Source organism: Helicobacter pylori oki112, assembly GCF_000600085.1.
GTDB classification, from domain to species: Bacteria; Campylobacterota; Campylobacteria; order Campylobacterales; family Helicobacteraceae; genus Helicobacter; species Helicobacter pylori_CY.
Map to the genome: position 1 here is coordinate 1286936 of NZ_CP006821.1, position 16924 is coordinate 1303859.

12 protein-coding genes and 5 tRNA genes are annotated in these 16924 nt (G+C 41.7%); 1 reads left to right on the forward strand and 16 read right to left on the reverse strand.

Features of this window, described 5'->3' with window-relative positions; genetic code table 11:
- Positions 1–5: 5 nt before the first annotated feature.
- From rpsG to HPOKI112_RS06150, 16 genes are all read right to left on the reverse strand, one after another.
- The gene (gene rpsG, locus HPOKI112_RS06070; protein ID WP_001254365.1) at positions 6–473 is read right to left on the reverse strand and encodes a 30S ribosomal protein S7; all 468 of its coding nucleotides are present in this window, start codon (positions 471–473) and stop codon (positions 6–8) included.
- Between the two features lie 15 nt (positions 474–488).
- Positions 489–896: a 30S ribosomal protein S12 gene (gene rpsL / locus HPOKI112_RS06075; protein ID WP_001142321.1), complete on the reverse strand. Its 408-nt coding sequence runs from the start codon at positions 894–896 to the stop codon at positions 489–491.
- An 88-nt stretch (positions 897–984) separates the two neighbouring features.
- The gene (locus HPOKI112_RS06080; protein ID WP_025309963.1) at positions 985–9657 is read right to left on the reverse strand and encodes a DNA-directed RNA polymerase subunit beta/beta'; all 8673 of its coding nucleotides are present in this window, start codon (positions 9655–9657) and stop codon (positions 985–987) included.
- A gap of 223 nt (positions 9658–9880) precedes the next feature.
- Positions 9881–10258, reverse strand: a complete 378-nt coding sequence (rplL, locus tag HPOKI112_RS06090) for a 50S ribosomal protein L7/L12 (protein ID WP_001018236.1) — start codon at positions 10256–10258, stop codon at positions 9881–9883.
- Positions 10259–10303: 45 nt separating this feature from the next.
- A complete protein-coding gene (rplJ, locus tag HPOKI112_RS06095) occupies positions 10304–10798 on the reverse strand; it encodes a 50S ribosomal protein L10 (protein ID WP_025277097.1) in 495 nt (164 codons plus the stop codon).
- 108 nt (positions 10799–10906) lie between these two features.
- Positions 10907–11611 (reverse strand): 50S ribosomal protein L1, encoded by a 705-nt coding sequence (gene rplA, locus HPOKI112_RS06100; protein WP_001085847.1) that lies wholly within the window; start codon positions 11609–11611, stop codon positions 10907–10909.
- A gap of 43 nt (positions 11612–11654) precedes the next feature.
- Entirely contained in the window at positions 11655–12080 is a 426-nt protein-coding gene (rplK, locus tag HPOKI112_RS06105; protein WP_001085997.1) for a 50S ribosomal protein L11, read from the reverse strand.
- A 16-nt stretch (positions 12081–12096) separates the two neighbouring features.
- The gene (gene nusG / locus HPOKI112_RS06110; RefSeq protein ID WP_025277098.1) at positions 12097–12624 is read right to left on the reverse strand and encodes a transcription termination/antitermination protein NusG; all 528 of its coding nucleotides are present in this window, start codon (positions 12622–12624) and stop codon (positions 12097–12099) included.
- 29 nt (positions 12625–12653) lie between these two features.
- The gene (gene secE, locus HPOKI112_RS06115) at positions 12654–12833 is read right to left on the reverse strand and encodes a preprotein translocase subunit SecE (protein ID WP_000362121.1); all 180 of its coding nucleotides are present in this window, start codon (positions 12831–12833) and stop codon (positions 12654–12656) included.
- A gap of 142 nt (positions 12834–12975) precedes the next feature.
- Positions 12976–13051 (reverse strand) — tRNA-Trp (locus tag HPOKI112_RS06120).
- Positions 13052–13090: 39 nt separating this feature from the next.
- Positions 13091–13249 (reverse strand): 50S ribosomal protein L33, encoded by a 159-nt coding sequence (gene rpmG, locus HPOKI112_RS06125; RefSeq protein WP_000865159.1) that lies wholly within the window; start codon positions 13247–13249, stop codon positions 13091–13093.
- A gap of 33 nt (positions 13250–13282) precedes the next feature.
- Positions 13283–14482 carry an elongation factor Tu gene (tuf, locus tag HPOKI112_RS06130; protein WP_025276292.1) on the reverse strand — a complete coding sequence of 400 codons (1200 nt, stop codon included), beginning with the start codon at positions 14480–14482 and terminating at the stop codon, positions 13283–13285.
- A 126-nt stretch (positions 14483–14608) separates the two neighbouring features.
- A tRNA-Thr gene (locus HPOKI112_RS06135) sits at positions 14609–14683 on the reverse strand.
- Between the two features lie 30 nt (positions 14684–14713).
- Positions 14714–14790, reverse strand: a tRNA-Gly gene (locus HPOKI112_RS06140).
- Between the two features lie 16 nt (positions 14791–14806).
- Positions 14807–14891, reverse strand: a tRNA-Tyr gene (locus HPOKI112_RS06145).
- A 27-nt stretch (positions 14892–14918) separates the two neighbouring features.
- A tRNA-Thr gene (locus tag HPOKI112_RS06150) sits at positions 14919–14994 on the reverse strand.
- 185 nt (positions 14995–15179) lie between these two features.
- Here HPOKI112_RS06150 and HPOKI112_RS06155 point away from each other — a divergent pair.
- Entirely contained in the window at positions 15180–16916 is a 1737-nt protein-coding gene (locus tag HPOKI112_RS06155; protein WP_025309964.1) for an ABC transporter ATP-binding protein/permease, read from the forward strand.
- Positions 16917–16924 lie beyond the last annotated feature (8 nt).

Genomic DNA, 16924 nt, shown 5'->3' on the forward strand with positions numbered 1-16924 from the left:
TCCAATTACCAGCGATAGTGTGCGAACGCTTTATTCGCTTCTGCCATTTTATGCACATCTTCTTTTTTCTTAAAAGCCGCACCTTTATCGCTAGCCGCATCCATAAGCTCGTTAGCCAATCTATCCACCATCATTCTTTCATTGCGTTTTCTGGTCGCTTCTAAAATCCAACGAATAGATAGCGACTGCTGACGGCTCGCTCTCACTTCTACGGGCACTTGATAGGTAGCCCCACCCACTCTTCTGCTGCGCACTTCCACTAAAGGACGCACTCTTTCTAGGGCTTTTTCAAACACTTCAATCCCTTTTTCACCGCTTTTTTCTTCAATCTTATTAAAAGCTTTGTAGATGATTTTTTCCGCTACGCTTTTCTTGCCGTCATACATCATCTTATTGATAAACTTCGTAACCACTTTGTTCCCATAAACAGGATCGCCCAAAACCTCCCTAACGGGTGCTTTTCTTCTTCTCATGTTTTTGTTTTCCTCTTATTTTTTCTTGTTGTCGGTTGCTTTCTTGTCGGTTGCTTTAGCTTTTTTAGTCCCATATTTAGAGCGTGAAACCGTTCTTTTATTGACCCCTGCAGTGTCTAAAGCGCCACGAACGATGTGGTATTTCACACCGGGTAAATCCTTAACCCTACCCCCACGCACTAACACAATGGAGTGTTCTTGCAAGTTATGCCCTTCACCAGGAATATAACTGATCACTTCAAATTTACTGGTCAAACGAACCTTAGCGACCTTTCTTAAAGCCGAGTTAGGCTTTTTAGGGGTAGTCGTATAAACCCTAGTACAAACCCCTCTTCTTTGAGGGCATTCCACTAATGCAGGTGATTTCGTTTTTTTAACCACCTTTTTCCTTTCTTTTCTAATCAACTGATTGATAGTAGGCACTATTTTTCCTTATTCTAAAAATTTAAAACTAAAAGTTCTCCCATTTTACCCTAATTTTTCTTTTAAAAATCTTAACCGATTTTTTATATCAAAATTTAGAGTCATCTTCAAGCGTTCTTAGCACGATTTTTTTATTCTTATACATGCCCGTTCCCACAGGGATCATCCTCCCCAACACCACATTCTCTTTCAAGTCTTCTAAAAAGTCTTTTTTCATAGCGATACTGGCTTCTGTTAAAACTTTAGTCGTTTCTTGGAAAGAGGCCGCTGAGATGATGCTATCACTCCCAATAGCCGCTCTAGTGATCCCTAAAAGCACCGGTTCAGCAATCGCAGGCTCGCCTTTTAAAGCGATCACACGAGCGTTTTCTTCTTTGAAGAGTTTTTTACTGACTAAATCCCCTTCAATAAACTTGCTATCCCCGCTGTCTAAAATACGCACTTGCCTTAGCATTTGAGAAACAATGATTTCAATGTGCTTGTCCGCAATGCTTACCCCCTGCCTGCGATACACTTGCTGAACTTCGCTCACAATGTATTTATAAAGCTCTTTTTCGCCACTGATCCTTAAAATATCATGGCTTGAAACCACGCCATCCGTCATCGCTTCTCCCGCATGCACAAATTCATCAGCATGCACTAAAATTTGCTTGCCCTTATCCACAAAATAATCCATGGGACGGCCATCTTTAGAAGTTACGATGATGTGTTCTTTATTGCGAATGGGTTTGCCAAAACTCACTATCCCATCAACTTCAGAAAGGATCGCCACATCTTTAGGCTTGGGTTTTCTCGCTTCAAAGAGTTCCGAAACCCTTGGGAGACCCCCGGTAATATCCCTGGATTTAACGGTCGCTTTAGGGATTTTCGCTAACACTTCAGCCTGCTCCACGCTAGAGCCATCGCTAATGGCGATAGAAGTTTTTGGCTCTAGGAAATAACGCATCTCTTCGCCATTAGCCCCTTCTAAAAACAAGCTTGGTTTGTATCCGCTTGGAATGTAATCATTCACCACCAAACTAGTAATACCGGTATTTTCGTCTTCTTTTTCAGCGACCGTAACGCCTGCGATAACATCCACAAAACTCACCTTACCTTTAAAGTCCGCAATGATAGGGGTGTTGTAAGGATCCCATGTGGCAATCGTTTTGAAAGTGTTAGTCGTGGGTTTAGAAATCACGCTATTAGCGCTCACTTCACTATTATCATCAATCAAGATCTCAGAACCCCTAGCGATATAATGGCGAGTGGCTTCCCTACCATTATCATCAGCTATCACCGCAAACAAGCCTTTTTCGCTCACAATATCGCCCTTCTTGATCCCATGGGTGCGCTCTAAATGGTTAGCCTCTAAAACATAGTATTTGATTGCGCCTTTTTCTTTGGCATACACATCTTGCGCAATAGGGTCATTATCCTTGACTAGCAATTCGCTCGCGTAAGGGATGCGATTAGGCACATTCCAGCCCTCTTGGATAATATCAGCGATACTTCCTCCCTTATGCACCTTATGCCCGCTAGCATAAGGCAAATACACTTTCCCCTCAATCTTACCGCCAACGCCGGCTAATTCGCTCGGCTTGACAATATCGCTTCTTCTTAAAACGAATTTAGCTTCTTGATCGCTATTTTTCACGCTCACAACGACTTCTTCATAGACCGTTTCAATGCGTAATTCCCCATCAAAAGGCGCTTTAATCTTAGGCTCTACCACTAAAATAGAAGCGTTACGGCGGTTAGCGATAATGTTTTTACCCTCTTTATTCGTATAAGTCCTAAGGTTGTAGAAACGCACAAAACCTTCTTTGCTCGCTACAATTTCGCGCTCATCCTGACTCCTACTCGCTGTCCCACCTACATGGAAAGTCCTTAAAGTGAGCTGAGTTCCAGGCTCCCCGATAGATTGTGCAGCTACCACGCCCACCGCTTCACCTGGATAGCTCATCTTGCCTTCGCCCAAATTCAAGCCATAGCATTTCGCGCACACGCCCTTTGGCGCTTTACAAGTTACTGGGGTGCGGATCGTAATGGATTTAATCCCAGCTTCAACCACCTTTTTAGCGCCCTCTTCATCAATCAAAGTGTCCGCATAAAGCAAGATTTCATTCGTAATGGGATCGATCACATCTTCTAATAAAACGCGCCCAAAAATACGCTCTTCTAAAGGTTCAATCAGCTCACTCCCCACCGCAATATCCGTGATTTCAATCCCTTCATGCGTGCCACAATCATCAGATACCACCTTGACATTTTGCGAAACATCAATGAGCTTTCTTGTCAAATACCCCGCATTGGCGGTTTTTAGCGCCGTATCCGCTAAGCCCTTTCTAGCGCCATGCGTGGAGTTAAAGTATTCTAAGACATTCAACCCCTCTTTAAAGTTAGAAATAATGGGCGTTTCAATGATACTGCCATCCGGCTTTGTCATAAGACCCCTCATCGCTGAAAGCTGACGGATTTGCGCCGCGCTACCCCTTGCGCCGCTATCAGCCATCATATAAATAGAGTTAAAGCCCTCTTTATCTTTTGCGATAGCGGTCATCATTTCTTTACTCATTTTGTCATTGACTTCAGTCCAAGTGTCAATGATTTTATTGTAACGCTCTTGGTCAGTGAGCAACCCTTGATCGTATTGTTGTTGGATTTTTTTAACCTCTACTTTGGCTTTTTCCACCATTTTTTGCTTGTCTTTTGGCGTGATAATATCTTCCATAGAGATAGAAATACCAGCCTTAGTCGCATACCTAAAGCCAAGCGTTTTTAAATTATCCAAAAAGGTTGCAGTAATGCCGATACCGCCGACTTTATGCACATAATCCACAAGCACGCCAATATCTTTTTTCTTCATGGGTCTGTTCCACAAATCCGTAGGGATAAAATCAGGCAAAATGGACTTAATGATCATGCGCCCCGCGCTCGTAGAGATAATATTCCCTTGATCTAAAACCCTAATCTTTGCGTGGATGTCTAATTCTTTCGTGTCAATAGCGGTGATGATTTCATTCACGCTAGAAAAAAGTTTATGCTCGCCCTTGACCCCACTCTTTTCTAAAGAAAGATAATAAAGCCCTAAAACCATATCCTGGCTAGGAATGGCTACGGCTTTACCGCTAGCGGGCAAAAGGATATTCATAGAGCTTAGCATCAGCACCTTGCATTCAGCGATCGCTTCTTGGCTTAAAGGCACATGAACCGCCATTTGATCCCCGTCAAAATCGGCGTTGAACGCTGAACACACTAACGGGTGCAATTGGATCGCTTTGCCGTCAATCAGCTTTGGATGGAACGCTTGAATGGATTGCTTGTGCAAGGTAGGAGCGCGGTTGAGTAGCACCGGATACCCCTCTGTGATTTCTTGCAAGCACTCCCACACTTCATTGCTTTTTTGTTCAATCATGCGTTTAGCTTGTTTGAGCGTGGTGGCATAACCTCTCTCTTCAAGCTTGGATAACAAATGCGGTTTGAAGAGTTCTAACGCCATGTTTTTAGGCAACCCGCATTCATCCATTTTAAGATTAGGCCCAACCACAATCACGCTTCTGCCTGAAAAATCCACGCGCTTACCTAAAAGGTTTTGCCTGAAACGCCCTTGCTTGCCTTTAATGATTTCACTGAGCGATTTTAAAGGGCGTTTGTTAGCCCCTTTAACCGCATTGGTGCTGCGGCCGTTATCAAAAAGCACATCCACGGCTTCTTGCAACATCCTTTTTTCATTGCGCACAATGATTTCTGGCGCCCCAAGCTCCATTAGGCGTTTCAAGCGTTGGTTACGATTGATGACACGACGATACAATTCATTCACATCGCTGACCGCAAACTTCCCGCCATCTAGCGCGACTAAAGGCCTTAAATCCGGCGGCAATACCGGTAAAACCGTGAGCATCATCCACTCAGGCCTGTTACCAGAATTTAAAAAGCTTTCTACCACTTTCAAACGCTTAATGAGTTTTTTCTTTTTCGCATCGGAATTGGTGTCTTTCACTTCTTCTTTCAAACTTTGCAATAAGGTGATCAAATCAATTTCTTCTAACAAATCCTTGATCGCTTCACCGCCCATTTGCGCTACAAATCCCCTATCTTCGTATCTTCGTGAGATATTTTGATACTGCTCTTCATTCAAAATATCGTATTTCATCACAAGCTTAGTGCCTTCATTGTCATAAGCGGCTTCGCCTGGTTCTTTAACGATATAAGCTTCATAATACAACACGCGCTCTAAGTCTTTCATCTTAACGCCCAAAAGCGTGCCGATACGGCTAGGCAAGGAATTGACATACCAGATATGCGCTACAGGAGTGGCCAATTCAATATGCCCCATTCTAAAACGCCTGACTTTAGAGTGCGTGATCGCCACGCCGCATTTTTCGCATGTGCCAATGTCTTTGAAGCGAGGCTTTTTGTATTTACCGCACAAGCATTCATAATCTTTAGTGGGGCCAAAGATTTTCATGCAAAACAAGCCGTCTCGTTCAGGTTTTATGGTGCGATAATTGATCGTTTCTGGCTTTTTAACTTCCCCATAACTCCAAGAATGGATTTTTTCAGGGCTGGCTAGAGTGAGCTGGAAAGAGCTAAAGTCTTTAGGCCTGTCATCTTCTTTAATGACAATGGGTTTAGGCGCTCCATCCTCATCCACATCGTCCCCAAAAATATTAATATCCAAAGCGAGCGATTGCAATTCTTTAGTCAAGACATAAAAAGTCTCAGGGATTTCACTCTCGCCCACTTGCTCACCTTTAGCGATAGCCCTATAAGCGTTCTCTCTGCCTCTAATATCATCGGATTTAATGGTGAGCATTTCTTTTAGAGTGTGCGCTGCGCCATAAGCTTCTAACGCCCACACTTCCATTTCCCCAAACCTTTGACCCCCAAAAAGCGCTTTACCCCCAACGGGTTGGTGCGTTACTAAGCTATAAGGGCCTGTGCTTCTGGCATGGACTTTTTCATCCACTAAATGGTGGAGTTTGATCATATACATGTAGCCCACATTCACGCGCTCCCTCATTTTTTCGCCTGTGCGCCCGTCATACAGATCCATTTTGCCATCCATAGCGATCTTAGCTAATTCAAATAGCTTGTAAAATTTTTCTTGCGAGATGCCTTCAAACACAGAGATAGCCATCTTAACGCCCTTGCTCCAATCTTTAGCGTATTCCAAAAGCTCTTCATCAGAACAACTCTCAAGTGCATGGATTGTCAAGGGATCTTTTTCATTAATGGCGTTAGCGATTTCTAGCATTTTAGCGCGCAATTCTTTGGCAAAATCTCTGGTTTTATCCTCTAGCATGCGAGCGATTTGTTTCCCAAATTCTTTCCCCACTAAGCCTAAATGCATTTCTAAAATCTGCCCGATATTCATGCGGCTTGGCACGCCTAAAGGGTTTAAGACAATATCCACAGGCTCGCCATCAGCGGTATAAGGCATATCCGCAACCGGCACAATATTAGACACAATCCCTTTATTCCCATGCCTTCCTGCCATTTTATCGCCCACTTTAAGCTTTCGTTTTGTAGCGATATAGAGCTTGACTTTTTTGATCACGCCATTAGGCAAAATATCATCTTTTTCTAAAATAGAGAGCTTTTCTTCATGCTCTTCACCCAAAACTTTCTTTTGCTCTAAGAAATTATTTTTAGTGATTTCATAGTGGTTTTGCACTTCTTTAGAATACTTTTTCACCAAACTAGCCAAAGTGAAGCGGTTGATTGAAGCGATTTCTTCTTTAGGGATTTGATCGCCTTCTTTATAATCCTTGCCATTATGGCTGAAAGGCTCTTCTAAAATCGCTTGAGAAAGGAGCGAACTAACGCGCAACAATTCTTCTCTATTGAGCATGGTCAAGCGATCAAAATGCTCCATATCAAGCTTGGCTTTTTCTTCTTCATACGCGCTCAAAACTCGCGCGTCTTTCTCATAGCCTTTTTTAGTGAAGACTTTCACATCAATCACCGTGCCTTCCAAACTGGGAGGGCAATACAAACTCTTATTGACCACATGCCCGGCTTTATCCCCAAAAATAGCCCTTAAGAGCCGTTCTTCAGGCGTGCTTTTAATCTCGCCTTTAGGAGAAGTCTTACCCACTAAAATCATGCCAGCGCTCACATAAGTGCCTACTTTAACGATCCCGCTTTCATCAAGATGAGCGAGCGCTTCTTCTTTCACATCAGGAATATCAGCAGTAAATTCTTCTACGCCATGCTTAAGCTCCCTAGCATCCACTTCTTTTTCATAAATATGGGTGGAAGTGAAAATATCATCTTTAGTGATGCGCTCACTCACCACGATGGCGTCTTCAAAGTTATAGCCATTCCAAGGCATGAACGCCACGCGCACATTTTTCCCTAACGCTAACTCGCCTCTATCCATGCTAGGGCCATCAGCGATGATTTGCCCGGCTCCCACTTTATCGCCCACTTTAACGATAGGGACTTGATTGAAACTGGTGTTTTGGTTGGTGCGCAAGTTTTTTTGCAAAGAATACGCATCAATATAGGCTTCTTCTTTGCCTTCGCCTAAAATATAAATATTTTTAGAATCAATTTTTTCTACAACGCCTGCGCGATTGGCTTTGATCGCTCCCCAAGAATCCCTAGCGATAATTTTTTCAATCCCTGTGCCTACAATGGGAGCGTCGCTTCTTAATAAGGGGACCGCTTGGCGCTGCATGTTAGTCCCCATTAAGGCACGGTTGGCGTCATCATGCTCTAAGAAAGGAATGAGCGATGCAGCTACCCCTACTAGCATGCTAGAGCTTAAATCCATTAAGGTTACTTTGCTTTTTTCGTTTAAAACGATCTCGCCTTCCACGCGCGTTTCAATCAAATCGCCTAAAATATTACCCTCTTCATCAATGGGGGTGCTTGCGGGAGCGATGATGTGGCTGTCTTCTTGAATAGCGGTCAAATAAATCGTCTCACCCACGACCTTGCCATCCACAACCTTTTTATAAGGGGCTTCAATAAAGCCTAAATCATTCACTCTTGTGAAAGTGGAAAGGGTGTTGATCAGACCGATATTTTGACCTTCTGGGGTCTCAATGGGACAAATTCGGCCATAATGCGTGGGGTGCACATCTCTGGCTTCAAACCCTACCCTGTCTTTCACCAATCCCCCTTCACCGAGTGCTGAAAGGCGGCGTTTGTGCGTAACCTCACTCAAGGGGTTCGTTTGATCCATAAATTGCGAGAGCTGACCGCCCATGAAAAATTCCATGATGGTGCTTGTGATCATTTTAGAATTAACCAAGTCATGGGGCATGAGCGAATCAAAAGCCCCGCTCATGGTAGTGAGCTTGTCTTTAATGGTCTTTTGCATTTTCACTAAACCTGAATGCAATTCATTGGCCAATAGTTCCCCTACCGCTCTGATCCTACGATTGCCCAAGTGGTCCCTGTCATCAATCTTGCCCTGATTGTTTTTGATTTTCATGAGGTATTTAACGGTGGTGATAATATCTTCATGCGTTAAAGTCGTAATGTAATCAGGCACATGCAAGCCTAACTTGTGATTCATTTTCATGCGGCCCACCATGGTCAAATCATAGCGTTCTGGATCAAAGAAAAGTTTTTTGACAAACTGCTTAGCCACTTCAGTCGTAACAGGATCGCCTGGTTTCATAACCTTATGGATACGAATCGCCGCTAGAGCGTTTTCATCATCAATTTTTTCGGTTTGCTTGAGTAATTTCAAAGACTCAGAATCGGCTGAAAAAGAATGGATAATGGAAGCGTCATGCCCTAACGCTAGATCGTTGATGATCACAAATTCTTGCACGCCTAAATCGTGGATTTTTTCTAATTTGTTTTTATCTAGCTGAGTGAGCATGTCCAATAAGACTTCTTTCCCCACCATAACAGGTTCAGCCAAATGACGATTGAGTAAAATATCCATAGGGTATTCCACCCATTCCAAATGGTTTTCTTTAAGCTCTTTAATCTTTCTTGAAGTGAGCTTTTTTCCTGCTAAAAGAATAACCTTGCCTTGAGGATCTTTCAAGTCAAATTCCATTCTTTGATTGGCGTCTAATGAAGCAAACGGGATCAAATATTTATGGTTTTCATAACGCACTTTAACAAGCGGGTAGAACATTTTAATGATGTCTTGTTTTTGATAATCCATCGCCCTAAATAAAATGGTAACAGGCACTTTACGGCGTTTGTTGATACGAGCATACAAAACATCTTTAGAATCGTATTCAAAATACAGCCACGAACCCCTATCAGGGATGATTTGCCCTGTGTAAATGAGCTTGTTTAAAGAAGTGCTGGACTCTTCTTCTTTGAAAATCACACCGGGGCTTCTGTGGAGCTGATTGACCACCACGCGCTCCACCCCATTGATAATAAATGAAGTGCGTTCTGTCATCAAAGGGATCTCACGAATGAAAATGCTTTGTTCTTTAATATCCTTAATGCCGTTCTTTTCGCCACTCTTGGTGTCTTTTTCCCACAAGATCAAGCGCACTTTAATTTTGAGGGGGATAGAGTAGGTAATGCCCCTCTCCATCGCTTCTCTAACAGTGTATTTAGACTTGCCAAATTCGCAACCCGCATATTCTAAAGTGATGCGGTTATGCTCATCTTGGATAGGGAAAATGGATTTAAAAACCTTTTCAATCCCGCTCTCTTTGCCATCTTTGGAATACAAGAAAGAATCATAGCTGTCTCGTTGTAATAATAATAAATTAGGGACTTCTAAATCTGTTGGGGTTTTTGTAAAATCAGCTCTCAAGCGGTTTTTTAGGGGAATTTTTTTTGACATATTTCAAGCCTTTGATCAAAAATTTTGAGTTATTTAATGCATTAATTCAAGTAAGCATTGCAAAAGGATCTTTAAACTTTAGAACCATCCATGATAAAAATACCAAAAACCCACCTGCAATACTAACCACTTTAGGCCACACGCTCACAAACAAAATCATGGAGCAAAATCATCTGCCACACTAGATCAGAGAAAGGCGCAAAGACCTTTCTGTTTTTAAGTCTTACTTGACTTCAACCTTAGCGCCCACTTCTTCAAGTTTCTTCTTGATGGTTTCAGCTTCTTCTTTATTCACGCCCTCTTTAAGCACATGAGGGGTTTTTTCGGTAGCGTCTTTAGCTTCTTTCAGGCCAAGTCCGGTAATTTCACGAACCACTTTAATCACCTTGATTTTTTCAGCACCGCTATCAGCCAAAATCACATTAAATTCGGTTTTTTCTTCGCTTTCAGCCGCTACACCGCCAGCTACAGCCGCACCCGCCACGACCGTTGGAGTCGCACTCACGCCAAATTTTTCCTCAAACATTTTAACCAATTCAGAAAGCTCTAAAACGCTCAATGAACCAATATATTCTAACACTTCTTCTTTTGAAATTGCCATAATCCAATCCTTCAAATTTTTTTAAATTAAAGCCATCATAGGCTCTTAGTTTTCTTCTTTCGCTTTACGCAAATTGTCTAAACCCGTAACAAAATAACGCACCGGAGCCGTCCAAACAGAAAGCAACATTCCCATAAGCTCTTCTTTGCTTGGGAGTTTTGAAACCGCTTCCACATGAGCTACGCTAACGCTTTCTTTATCAAACAAGCCCGCTTTCAACACAAAGTGATCTTTATGCTCTTTTTGGAAGTCAAACACGAGTTTAGAGAGAGCGATTTGATCACCGCCCCACAAAAACACATTGGTTTCTTTCAAATCCAAATCAGAATAGCCGGTCTCTTTCATGGCAATATGAGCAAGAGTATTTTTAATCACTTGCACTTTAATGCCTTGATTGCGAGCCTTATTCCTTAAAGCTTCCAACTTTCTCACGCTAAGACCCTTATAATCGCAAATTAAAAGGGCTTTGGCATCTGCAAATTGCGATTTTAAGTTAGCGACTAGCTCTACTTTATGCTGCCTTTGATGTTGTTTTTGCATCTTTTCCTCCTTTCTAGACTAGACCTCTGCAAGATTATCTTTTTAAAAAAGAAATTTTAAGCTTTTTAGCTCTTACGATCTTCAGCCTAAGATTAAAAACTCCTAACGCTATTTAATATCCATCAATTCTTGTGCGTCCAAACTCACTGAAGGCGACATGGTGAGCGAAAGAGCGGCGTTTCTAATATACTTGCCTTTCGCGCTACTGGGTTTTAGGCGATTGATCGTTTTAACCAACTCAAGCATGTTTTCTTTGATTTTTTCTTCAGGAAAACTCGCCTTGCCAATAGGGGCATGAACATTGCCCTTTTTATCCACCCTGAAATTCACTTGACCGCTTTTAGCGTTAGTAACCGCTTTAGCAATATCCATCGTAACGGTTCCGGTTTTAGGGTTTGGCATCAAACCCTTAGGGCCTAAAATCCTACCCACTTTACCGACAACCGCCATCATATCAGGTGTTGCAATCACCATGTCAAAATCAATGCGACCATTTTTGATTTCTTCAGCCAAATCGTCTCCGCCAACGACATCAGCCCCAGCGTTCTTGGCTTCATCTTGCTTAATGTCTTTTGCAAAAACAGCCACCCTCACTTTTTTCCCTGTTCCATGAGGAAGCACCACCGCACCGCGCACCATTTGATCCGCATGCCTTGGATCAACCCCTAGCCTTAACGCTACTTCCACGGTTTCATCAAATTTGGCTGAAGCGAGGGACTTAACCACCTCTACGCCTTGCTCTACGCCATACGCTTTATCGTTTTGAATTTTAGAAAAAAGTTTTTCCAATCTTTTAAATACTTTTTTTGCCACGATTCTAATCCTTAAAAATTTCTTTCAATTCAACAAAACCCAATCAATCCACAACTTCTACGCCCATGCTCCTAGCGCTGCCCATAACGATTTTTTTGGCCGCTTCCATGGTGCTTGTGTTTAAATCTTCCATTTTCAATTGTGCGATCTCTTCCACTTGCTTGTGGGTGAGCTTTGCAATTTTATTTTTGAGCGGGTTGTCAGAACCTTTTTCAACCCCAGAAGCTTTTTTGATCAAATCCGTTACCGGAGGCTTTTTAGTGATAAAAGTGAAACTCTTATCTTGATAAACCGTGATAATGACCGGGATATTAAAACTCCCCATGTCTTTAGTTCTCTCATTAAAAGCCTTACAAAATTCCATGATATTAACCCCTCTTTGACCCAACGCTGGCCCTACGGGAGGTGAAGGGTTTGCCTTACCGGCAGGGATTTGAAGTTTGATTTCTCCGACTACTTTTTTAGCCATGTTTTCTCCTTAAAAGTTATATAATTTTTTCCACTTGCGAATGCAAAATCTCTATTGGAGTGTTCCTACCAAAAATAGAAACATCGAGCTTGAGCTTGCGGTGTTCCACATCATACTCTTTCACCGTAGCGGTAAAGTTCGCAAAAGGGCCTTCCACCACGCGCACCACTTCGCCTTGCTCAAAAAAGATTTTGGGCTTGGGGGCCGCTCGGTTATTCATTTTTTCTAAAATATGCCCAATATCCGCTTCACTCAATGGGGTTGGCTTTTTGTTTTCTCCAATAAAACGACTCACTCTTGGCAAAGATTGTATCTTGTGCCACAAAACCGTGTCTAAATCTACCTTAATAAAAACATATCCAGGATAAAGGCTTCGCTCCGTTACTTTCGTCTTGCTTTTTTTAGAAACCTCTATAATATCTTCAGTAGGCACAATGATCTCTTGTATCCTATCTCTTATATTATGATCGTTCGCTAGATTCTCAATCGCTTTCTTAACGGACTGCTCGCTCCCTGAATAAGTTTGTATGGCATACCAATCCATCATTATTCTCCTTATTTAAAGCCACCAACCTATAGAACACTAGAGACAAAAGCCCCTAGAGAAAAATCCAACAAAGCTAAAAACAGCGTGATAGCACTCACCACCACCAAAACAGAAATAAGTGCGTTGCGTATCTGCTCTTTAATAGGAAATATCACTTTAGAAAGCTCTTCTCTAGCTAATTTGTATTGCATGAGCCATTTATCCATAGTTTCTTTTCGCCCTCACTTAAACTTAATATATTTATACATTAAAATAATTTTCAATTTTATCCAAAATAGCTTAAACTAAAATTAAAAAATTTAAAAACAATCCAATTGAAACACAAATTTGATAGAATAAATCAGTAGATGGCAGGCCAGGAGGGACTCGAACCCCCAACAACCGGTTTTGGAGACCGACGCTCTACCATTGGAGCTACTGACCTAACCTCCCCTCCTTTTAAATCACAACACCAAAGAAAGAGTTAGCTCTTCAATTTGATTTCTTTATGAAGAGTGTGCTTATTTTCCCTTGGGCAGAACTTCTTAAGCTCCAGTTTTTCAGTGTTAGTTTTAGCGTTCTTGGTTGTGCTGTAATTGATGTCTTCACAATCAGAACACTTCAACCCTATTTTAACTTTCATAATGACCCTTTATGGTAACTCTTTTTGCTAATATTATTCAATAATATTGCTCACAACACCAGCACCAACGGTCCTACCGCCTTCACGAATCGCAAATTTAGTTCCCAACTCTAACGCAACAGGGCTAATCAACTCTACAGTGATTTTAACATTATCGCCAGGCATAACCATTTCTACGCCTTCAGGAAGGGTGATAGAGCCAGTCACATCAGTCGTGCGCACATAGAACTGTGGGCGATAGTTGGTGAAGAATGGAGTGTGTCTCCCGCCTTCTTCTTTAGAAAGGACATAAATTTCTCCCTCAAATTTCTTGTGCGGAGTGATAGAACCTGGTTTGCATAGAACCATACCGCGCTCTACTTCTTCTTTTTTAGTTCCTCTCAAAAGCACGCCCACATTATCGCCGGCTTCACCTTTTTCTAACTCTTTTCTAAACATTTCCACACCGGTTACAGTCGTTTTTTGTGTAGCTCTGATACCAACGATTTCCACTTCATCGCCTACTTTCACCACACCTCTTTCAATCCTACCTGTAACTACAGTCCCTCTACCCGCAATAGAGAACACATCTTCAACCGGCATCAAGAAAGTTTTTTCAGTGTCTCTTTCTGGAGTAGGGATATAAGCATCCACTTCAGCCATGAGTTTAAGCACTTTTTCGCCCCATTCACCCACATTGCCTGCTTTCGCTTCTTCTAACGCTTTCAGTGCTGAACCCGCTACGATAGGAGTGTCATCGCCAGGGAATTCATACGCGCTCAACAACTCGCGTACTTCCATTTCTACCAACTCTAACAATTCTTGGTCATCTACCATGTCTTGTTTGTTTAAGAAAACAACGATGTGAGGCACGCCTACTTGACGAGACAATAAGATATGCTCTCTGGTTTGAGGCATAGGGCCATCAGCTGCAGAAACAACCAAAATCGCTCCGTCCATTTGTGCCGCACCGGTGATCATGTTTTTTACATAGTCAGCGTGTCCTGGGCAATCCACATGCGCATAGTGTCTGTTTTCAGTCTCATATTCAATGTGAGAAGTAGCGATAGTGATCCCTCTTTCTTTTTCTTCAGGGGCGTTATCAATATTATCATAGTCTTTCATTTCTGCAAGACCTTTCAAAGAAAGCACCGCTGAAATCGCTGCACTCAAAGTCGTTTTACCATGGTCTACATGCCCAATGGTTCCAATATTAACATGTGGCTTAGTTCTGTTAAACTTTTCTTTTGCCATTTGTATTTCTCCTTAATTTTTTGAAATGGATTTTAGAATTATACTAAACAAAATCCTAAGTATTCCTAAATGCTACCACAAAATTTAAGACATTTTTGTCTTATCGCCATTCAAGAGATTATAAACTGGAGCCTATAAGCGGAATTGAACCGCCGACCTCTTCCTTACCAAGGAAGTGCTCTGCCTCTGAGCTATATAGGCGTCTCAAAAACTAAAATGTTATCCTAAAAATGGAGCGGGAAACGGGACTCGAACCCGCGACCCTCAGCTTGGAAGGCTGATGCTCTAGCCAACTGAGCTATTCCCGCATCTAAAAAAACAAAATGGTGGTGAGACGTGGATTCGAACCACGGAAGACATAGTCAGCAGATTTACAGTCTGCCCTCGTTGGCCACTTGAGTATCTCACCAAAAACTTTGCAAAATAACATTTTAACTGGAGCTGGCTAAGGGACTTGAACCCCCGACCTGCTGCTTACAAGGCAGCTGCTCTACCAACTGAGCTAAGCCAGCAACTAAAATAATCAAAGACTTGGGATTATAGCAGTTTTATACTTGACTTGTCAAGAAATGATGACAGAAAGCTAAATTATTCGTATGGCACAGAGCATGGTTAAAATTTAGCTATAATCTAGCTCAATTTGGCTTAACACAGCTCAAACTTATTACATATAAAAGAATTTATGGACACTTAAATTATGGCGAAAAAAAAACATAAAATTTCTACTTTAAAATACTTTTTACGCTCTTTAAAGCAAATCTATATGCTCATCACTTTCAAGGAAAAAATGGTTTTTTTCCTGCTTGTGCTGATGGCGGTTTTTTCTTCTTTTGTGGAAGTGATGTCTCTAACCCTCCTAATGCCTTTTATCACTCTCGCTTCCGATCCCAGCAGGGCTTTAGACGATAAAGACTGGAAAATGGTCTATGATTTTTTCCATTTTTCATCTCCCGTTCGCCTTATGTATTTCTTTAGTTTTTGCTTGGTGGGGATTTATTTGTTCAGGATGTTTTATGGGGTGTCTTTCACTTATTTGAAAGGGCGTTTTTCCAATAAAAAAGCTTATCAAATCAAGCAACAACTTTTTTTACAGCACATTAAAAGCAACTACCTCTCCCACCTTAACCACAACTTGGATTCTTTAAGAGATATTATCAACAATAAAGCAGAAGGCATGTTTGCAAGTTTTAACGCTTTTTTGAATTTACTCACTGAATTAACCGTGATCGTTTTTTTCTATTCCACGCTATTAATCACAAACTGGAAGATAACGCTTGTATTCACTCTAATCATCTCCATACAAATTTTTATTATCACTAAAAAAATCACCGTTCTTATTCAAAAAAAGGGCGAGATAGCGGCAAAATCTAGGGCGCAAACGCTTAAAGTTTTTTCAAAATTTTTCAGCAATTTCAAAATCACTAAACTCAAAGACAACCACGAAGAAGCCCACAAGCTTTTTGGAGAAAATAACCGTAAAGCCCATGACACCGAGATTATTTATTCTACTCTGCAAGTAGTCCCCAGGTATTCATTAGAAACGGTGGGTTTTAGTTTGTTGATTTTAGCGGTCGCTTACATTTTATTCAAATACGGCGAAGCTAAAATGGTGCTTCCTACCATTTCTATGTATGCTCTAGCGCTTTATCGCACGCTCCCTTCTGTTACTGGCGTTTTGAATCAATACAATGAAATCGCTTACAACCAGCTTGCGACCAACATTGTTTTTAAAAGCCTTTCTAAAACCATCGTTGAAGAGGATTTAGTCCCTTTAGACTTTAATGAAAAAATCACTCTTCAAAACATTTCATTCGCTTATAAGTCAAAACACCCGGTTTTGAAAGATTTTAACCTCACCATTCAAAAAGGTCAAAAAGTCGCTCTCATAGGCCATAGCGGGTGCGGAAAATCCACGCTGGCGGATATTATTATGGGGCTTACTTACCCTAAAAGTGGGGAAATTTTTATTGATAACACCCTTTTAACCAACGAAAACAGGCGCTCATGGCGTAAAAAAATAGGCTATATCCCCCAAAATATTTACCTTTTTGATGGCACTGTGGGGGATAATATCGCTTTTGGGAGCGCCATAGATGAAAAACGCTTGATTAAGGTGTGCAAAATGGCTCATATTTATGATTTTTTATGCGAGCATGAGGGCCTTAAAACCCAAGTGGGCGAAGGGGGTGCTAATCTTAGCGGCGGTCAAAAACAGCGCATAGGCATCGCAAGAGCCTTATACGATAACCCTGAAATTTTGGTTTTAGATGAAGCCACTTCAGCCCTAGACAATGAAACCGAGAGTAAAATCATGGATGAAATCTATCAAATCGCTAAAAATAAAACCCTAATCGTTATCGCCCACCGCTTAAGCACGATTGAACGCTGTGAAGTCATCATTGACATGAGCCAGCACAAAGACAAGCTTGGCTAATCAAGTAG

What these genes read in the sequence shown, in the direction of transcription:
- rpsG (WP_001254365.1), bottom strand. Translation starts at nt 473, where the DNA reads ATGAGAAGAAGAAAAGCACCCGTTAGGGAGGTTTTGGGCGATCCTGTT.
- HPOKI112_RS06080 (WP_025309963.1), bottom strand. Translation starts at nt 9,657, where the DNA reads ATGTCAAAAAAAATTCCCCTAAAAAACCGCTTGAGAGCTGATTTTACA.
- rplL (WP_001018236.1), bottom strand. Translation starts at nt 10,258, where the DNA reads ATGGCAATTTCAAAAGAAGAAGTGTTAGAATATATTGGTTCATTGAGC.
- rplJ (WP_025277097.1), bottom strand. Translation starts at nt 10,798, where the DNA reads ATGCAAAAACAACATCAAAGGCAGCATAAAGTAGAGCTAGTCGCTAAC.
- rplK (WP_001085997.1), bottom strand. Translation starts at nt 12,080, where the DNA reads ATGGCTAAAAAAGTAGTCGGAGAAATCAAACTTCAAATCCCTGCCGGT.
- nusG (WP_025277098.1), bottom strand. Translation starts at nt 12,624, where the DNA reads ATGGATTGGTATGCCATACAAACTTATTCAGGGAGCGAGCAGTCCGTT.
- secE (WP_000362121.1), bottom strand. Translation starts at nt 12,833, where the DNA reads ATGGATAAATGGCTCATGCAATACAAATTAGCTAGAGAAGAGCTTTCT.
- rpmG (WP_000865159.1), bottom strand. Translation starts at nt 13,249, where the DNA reads ATGAAAGTTAAAATAGGGTTGAAGTGTTCTGATTGTGAAGACATCAAT.
- tuf (WP_025276292.1), bottom strand. Translation starts at nt 14,482, where the DNA reads ATGGCAAAAGAAAAGTTTAACAGAACTAAGCCACATGTTAATATTGGA.
- HPOKI112_RS06155 (WP_025309964.1), top strand. Translation starts at nt 15,180, where the DNA reads ATGGCGAAAAAAAAACATAAAATTTCTACTTTAAAATACTTTTTACGC.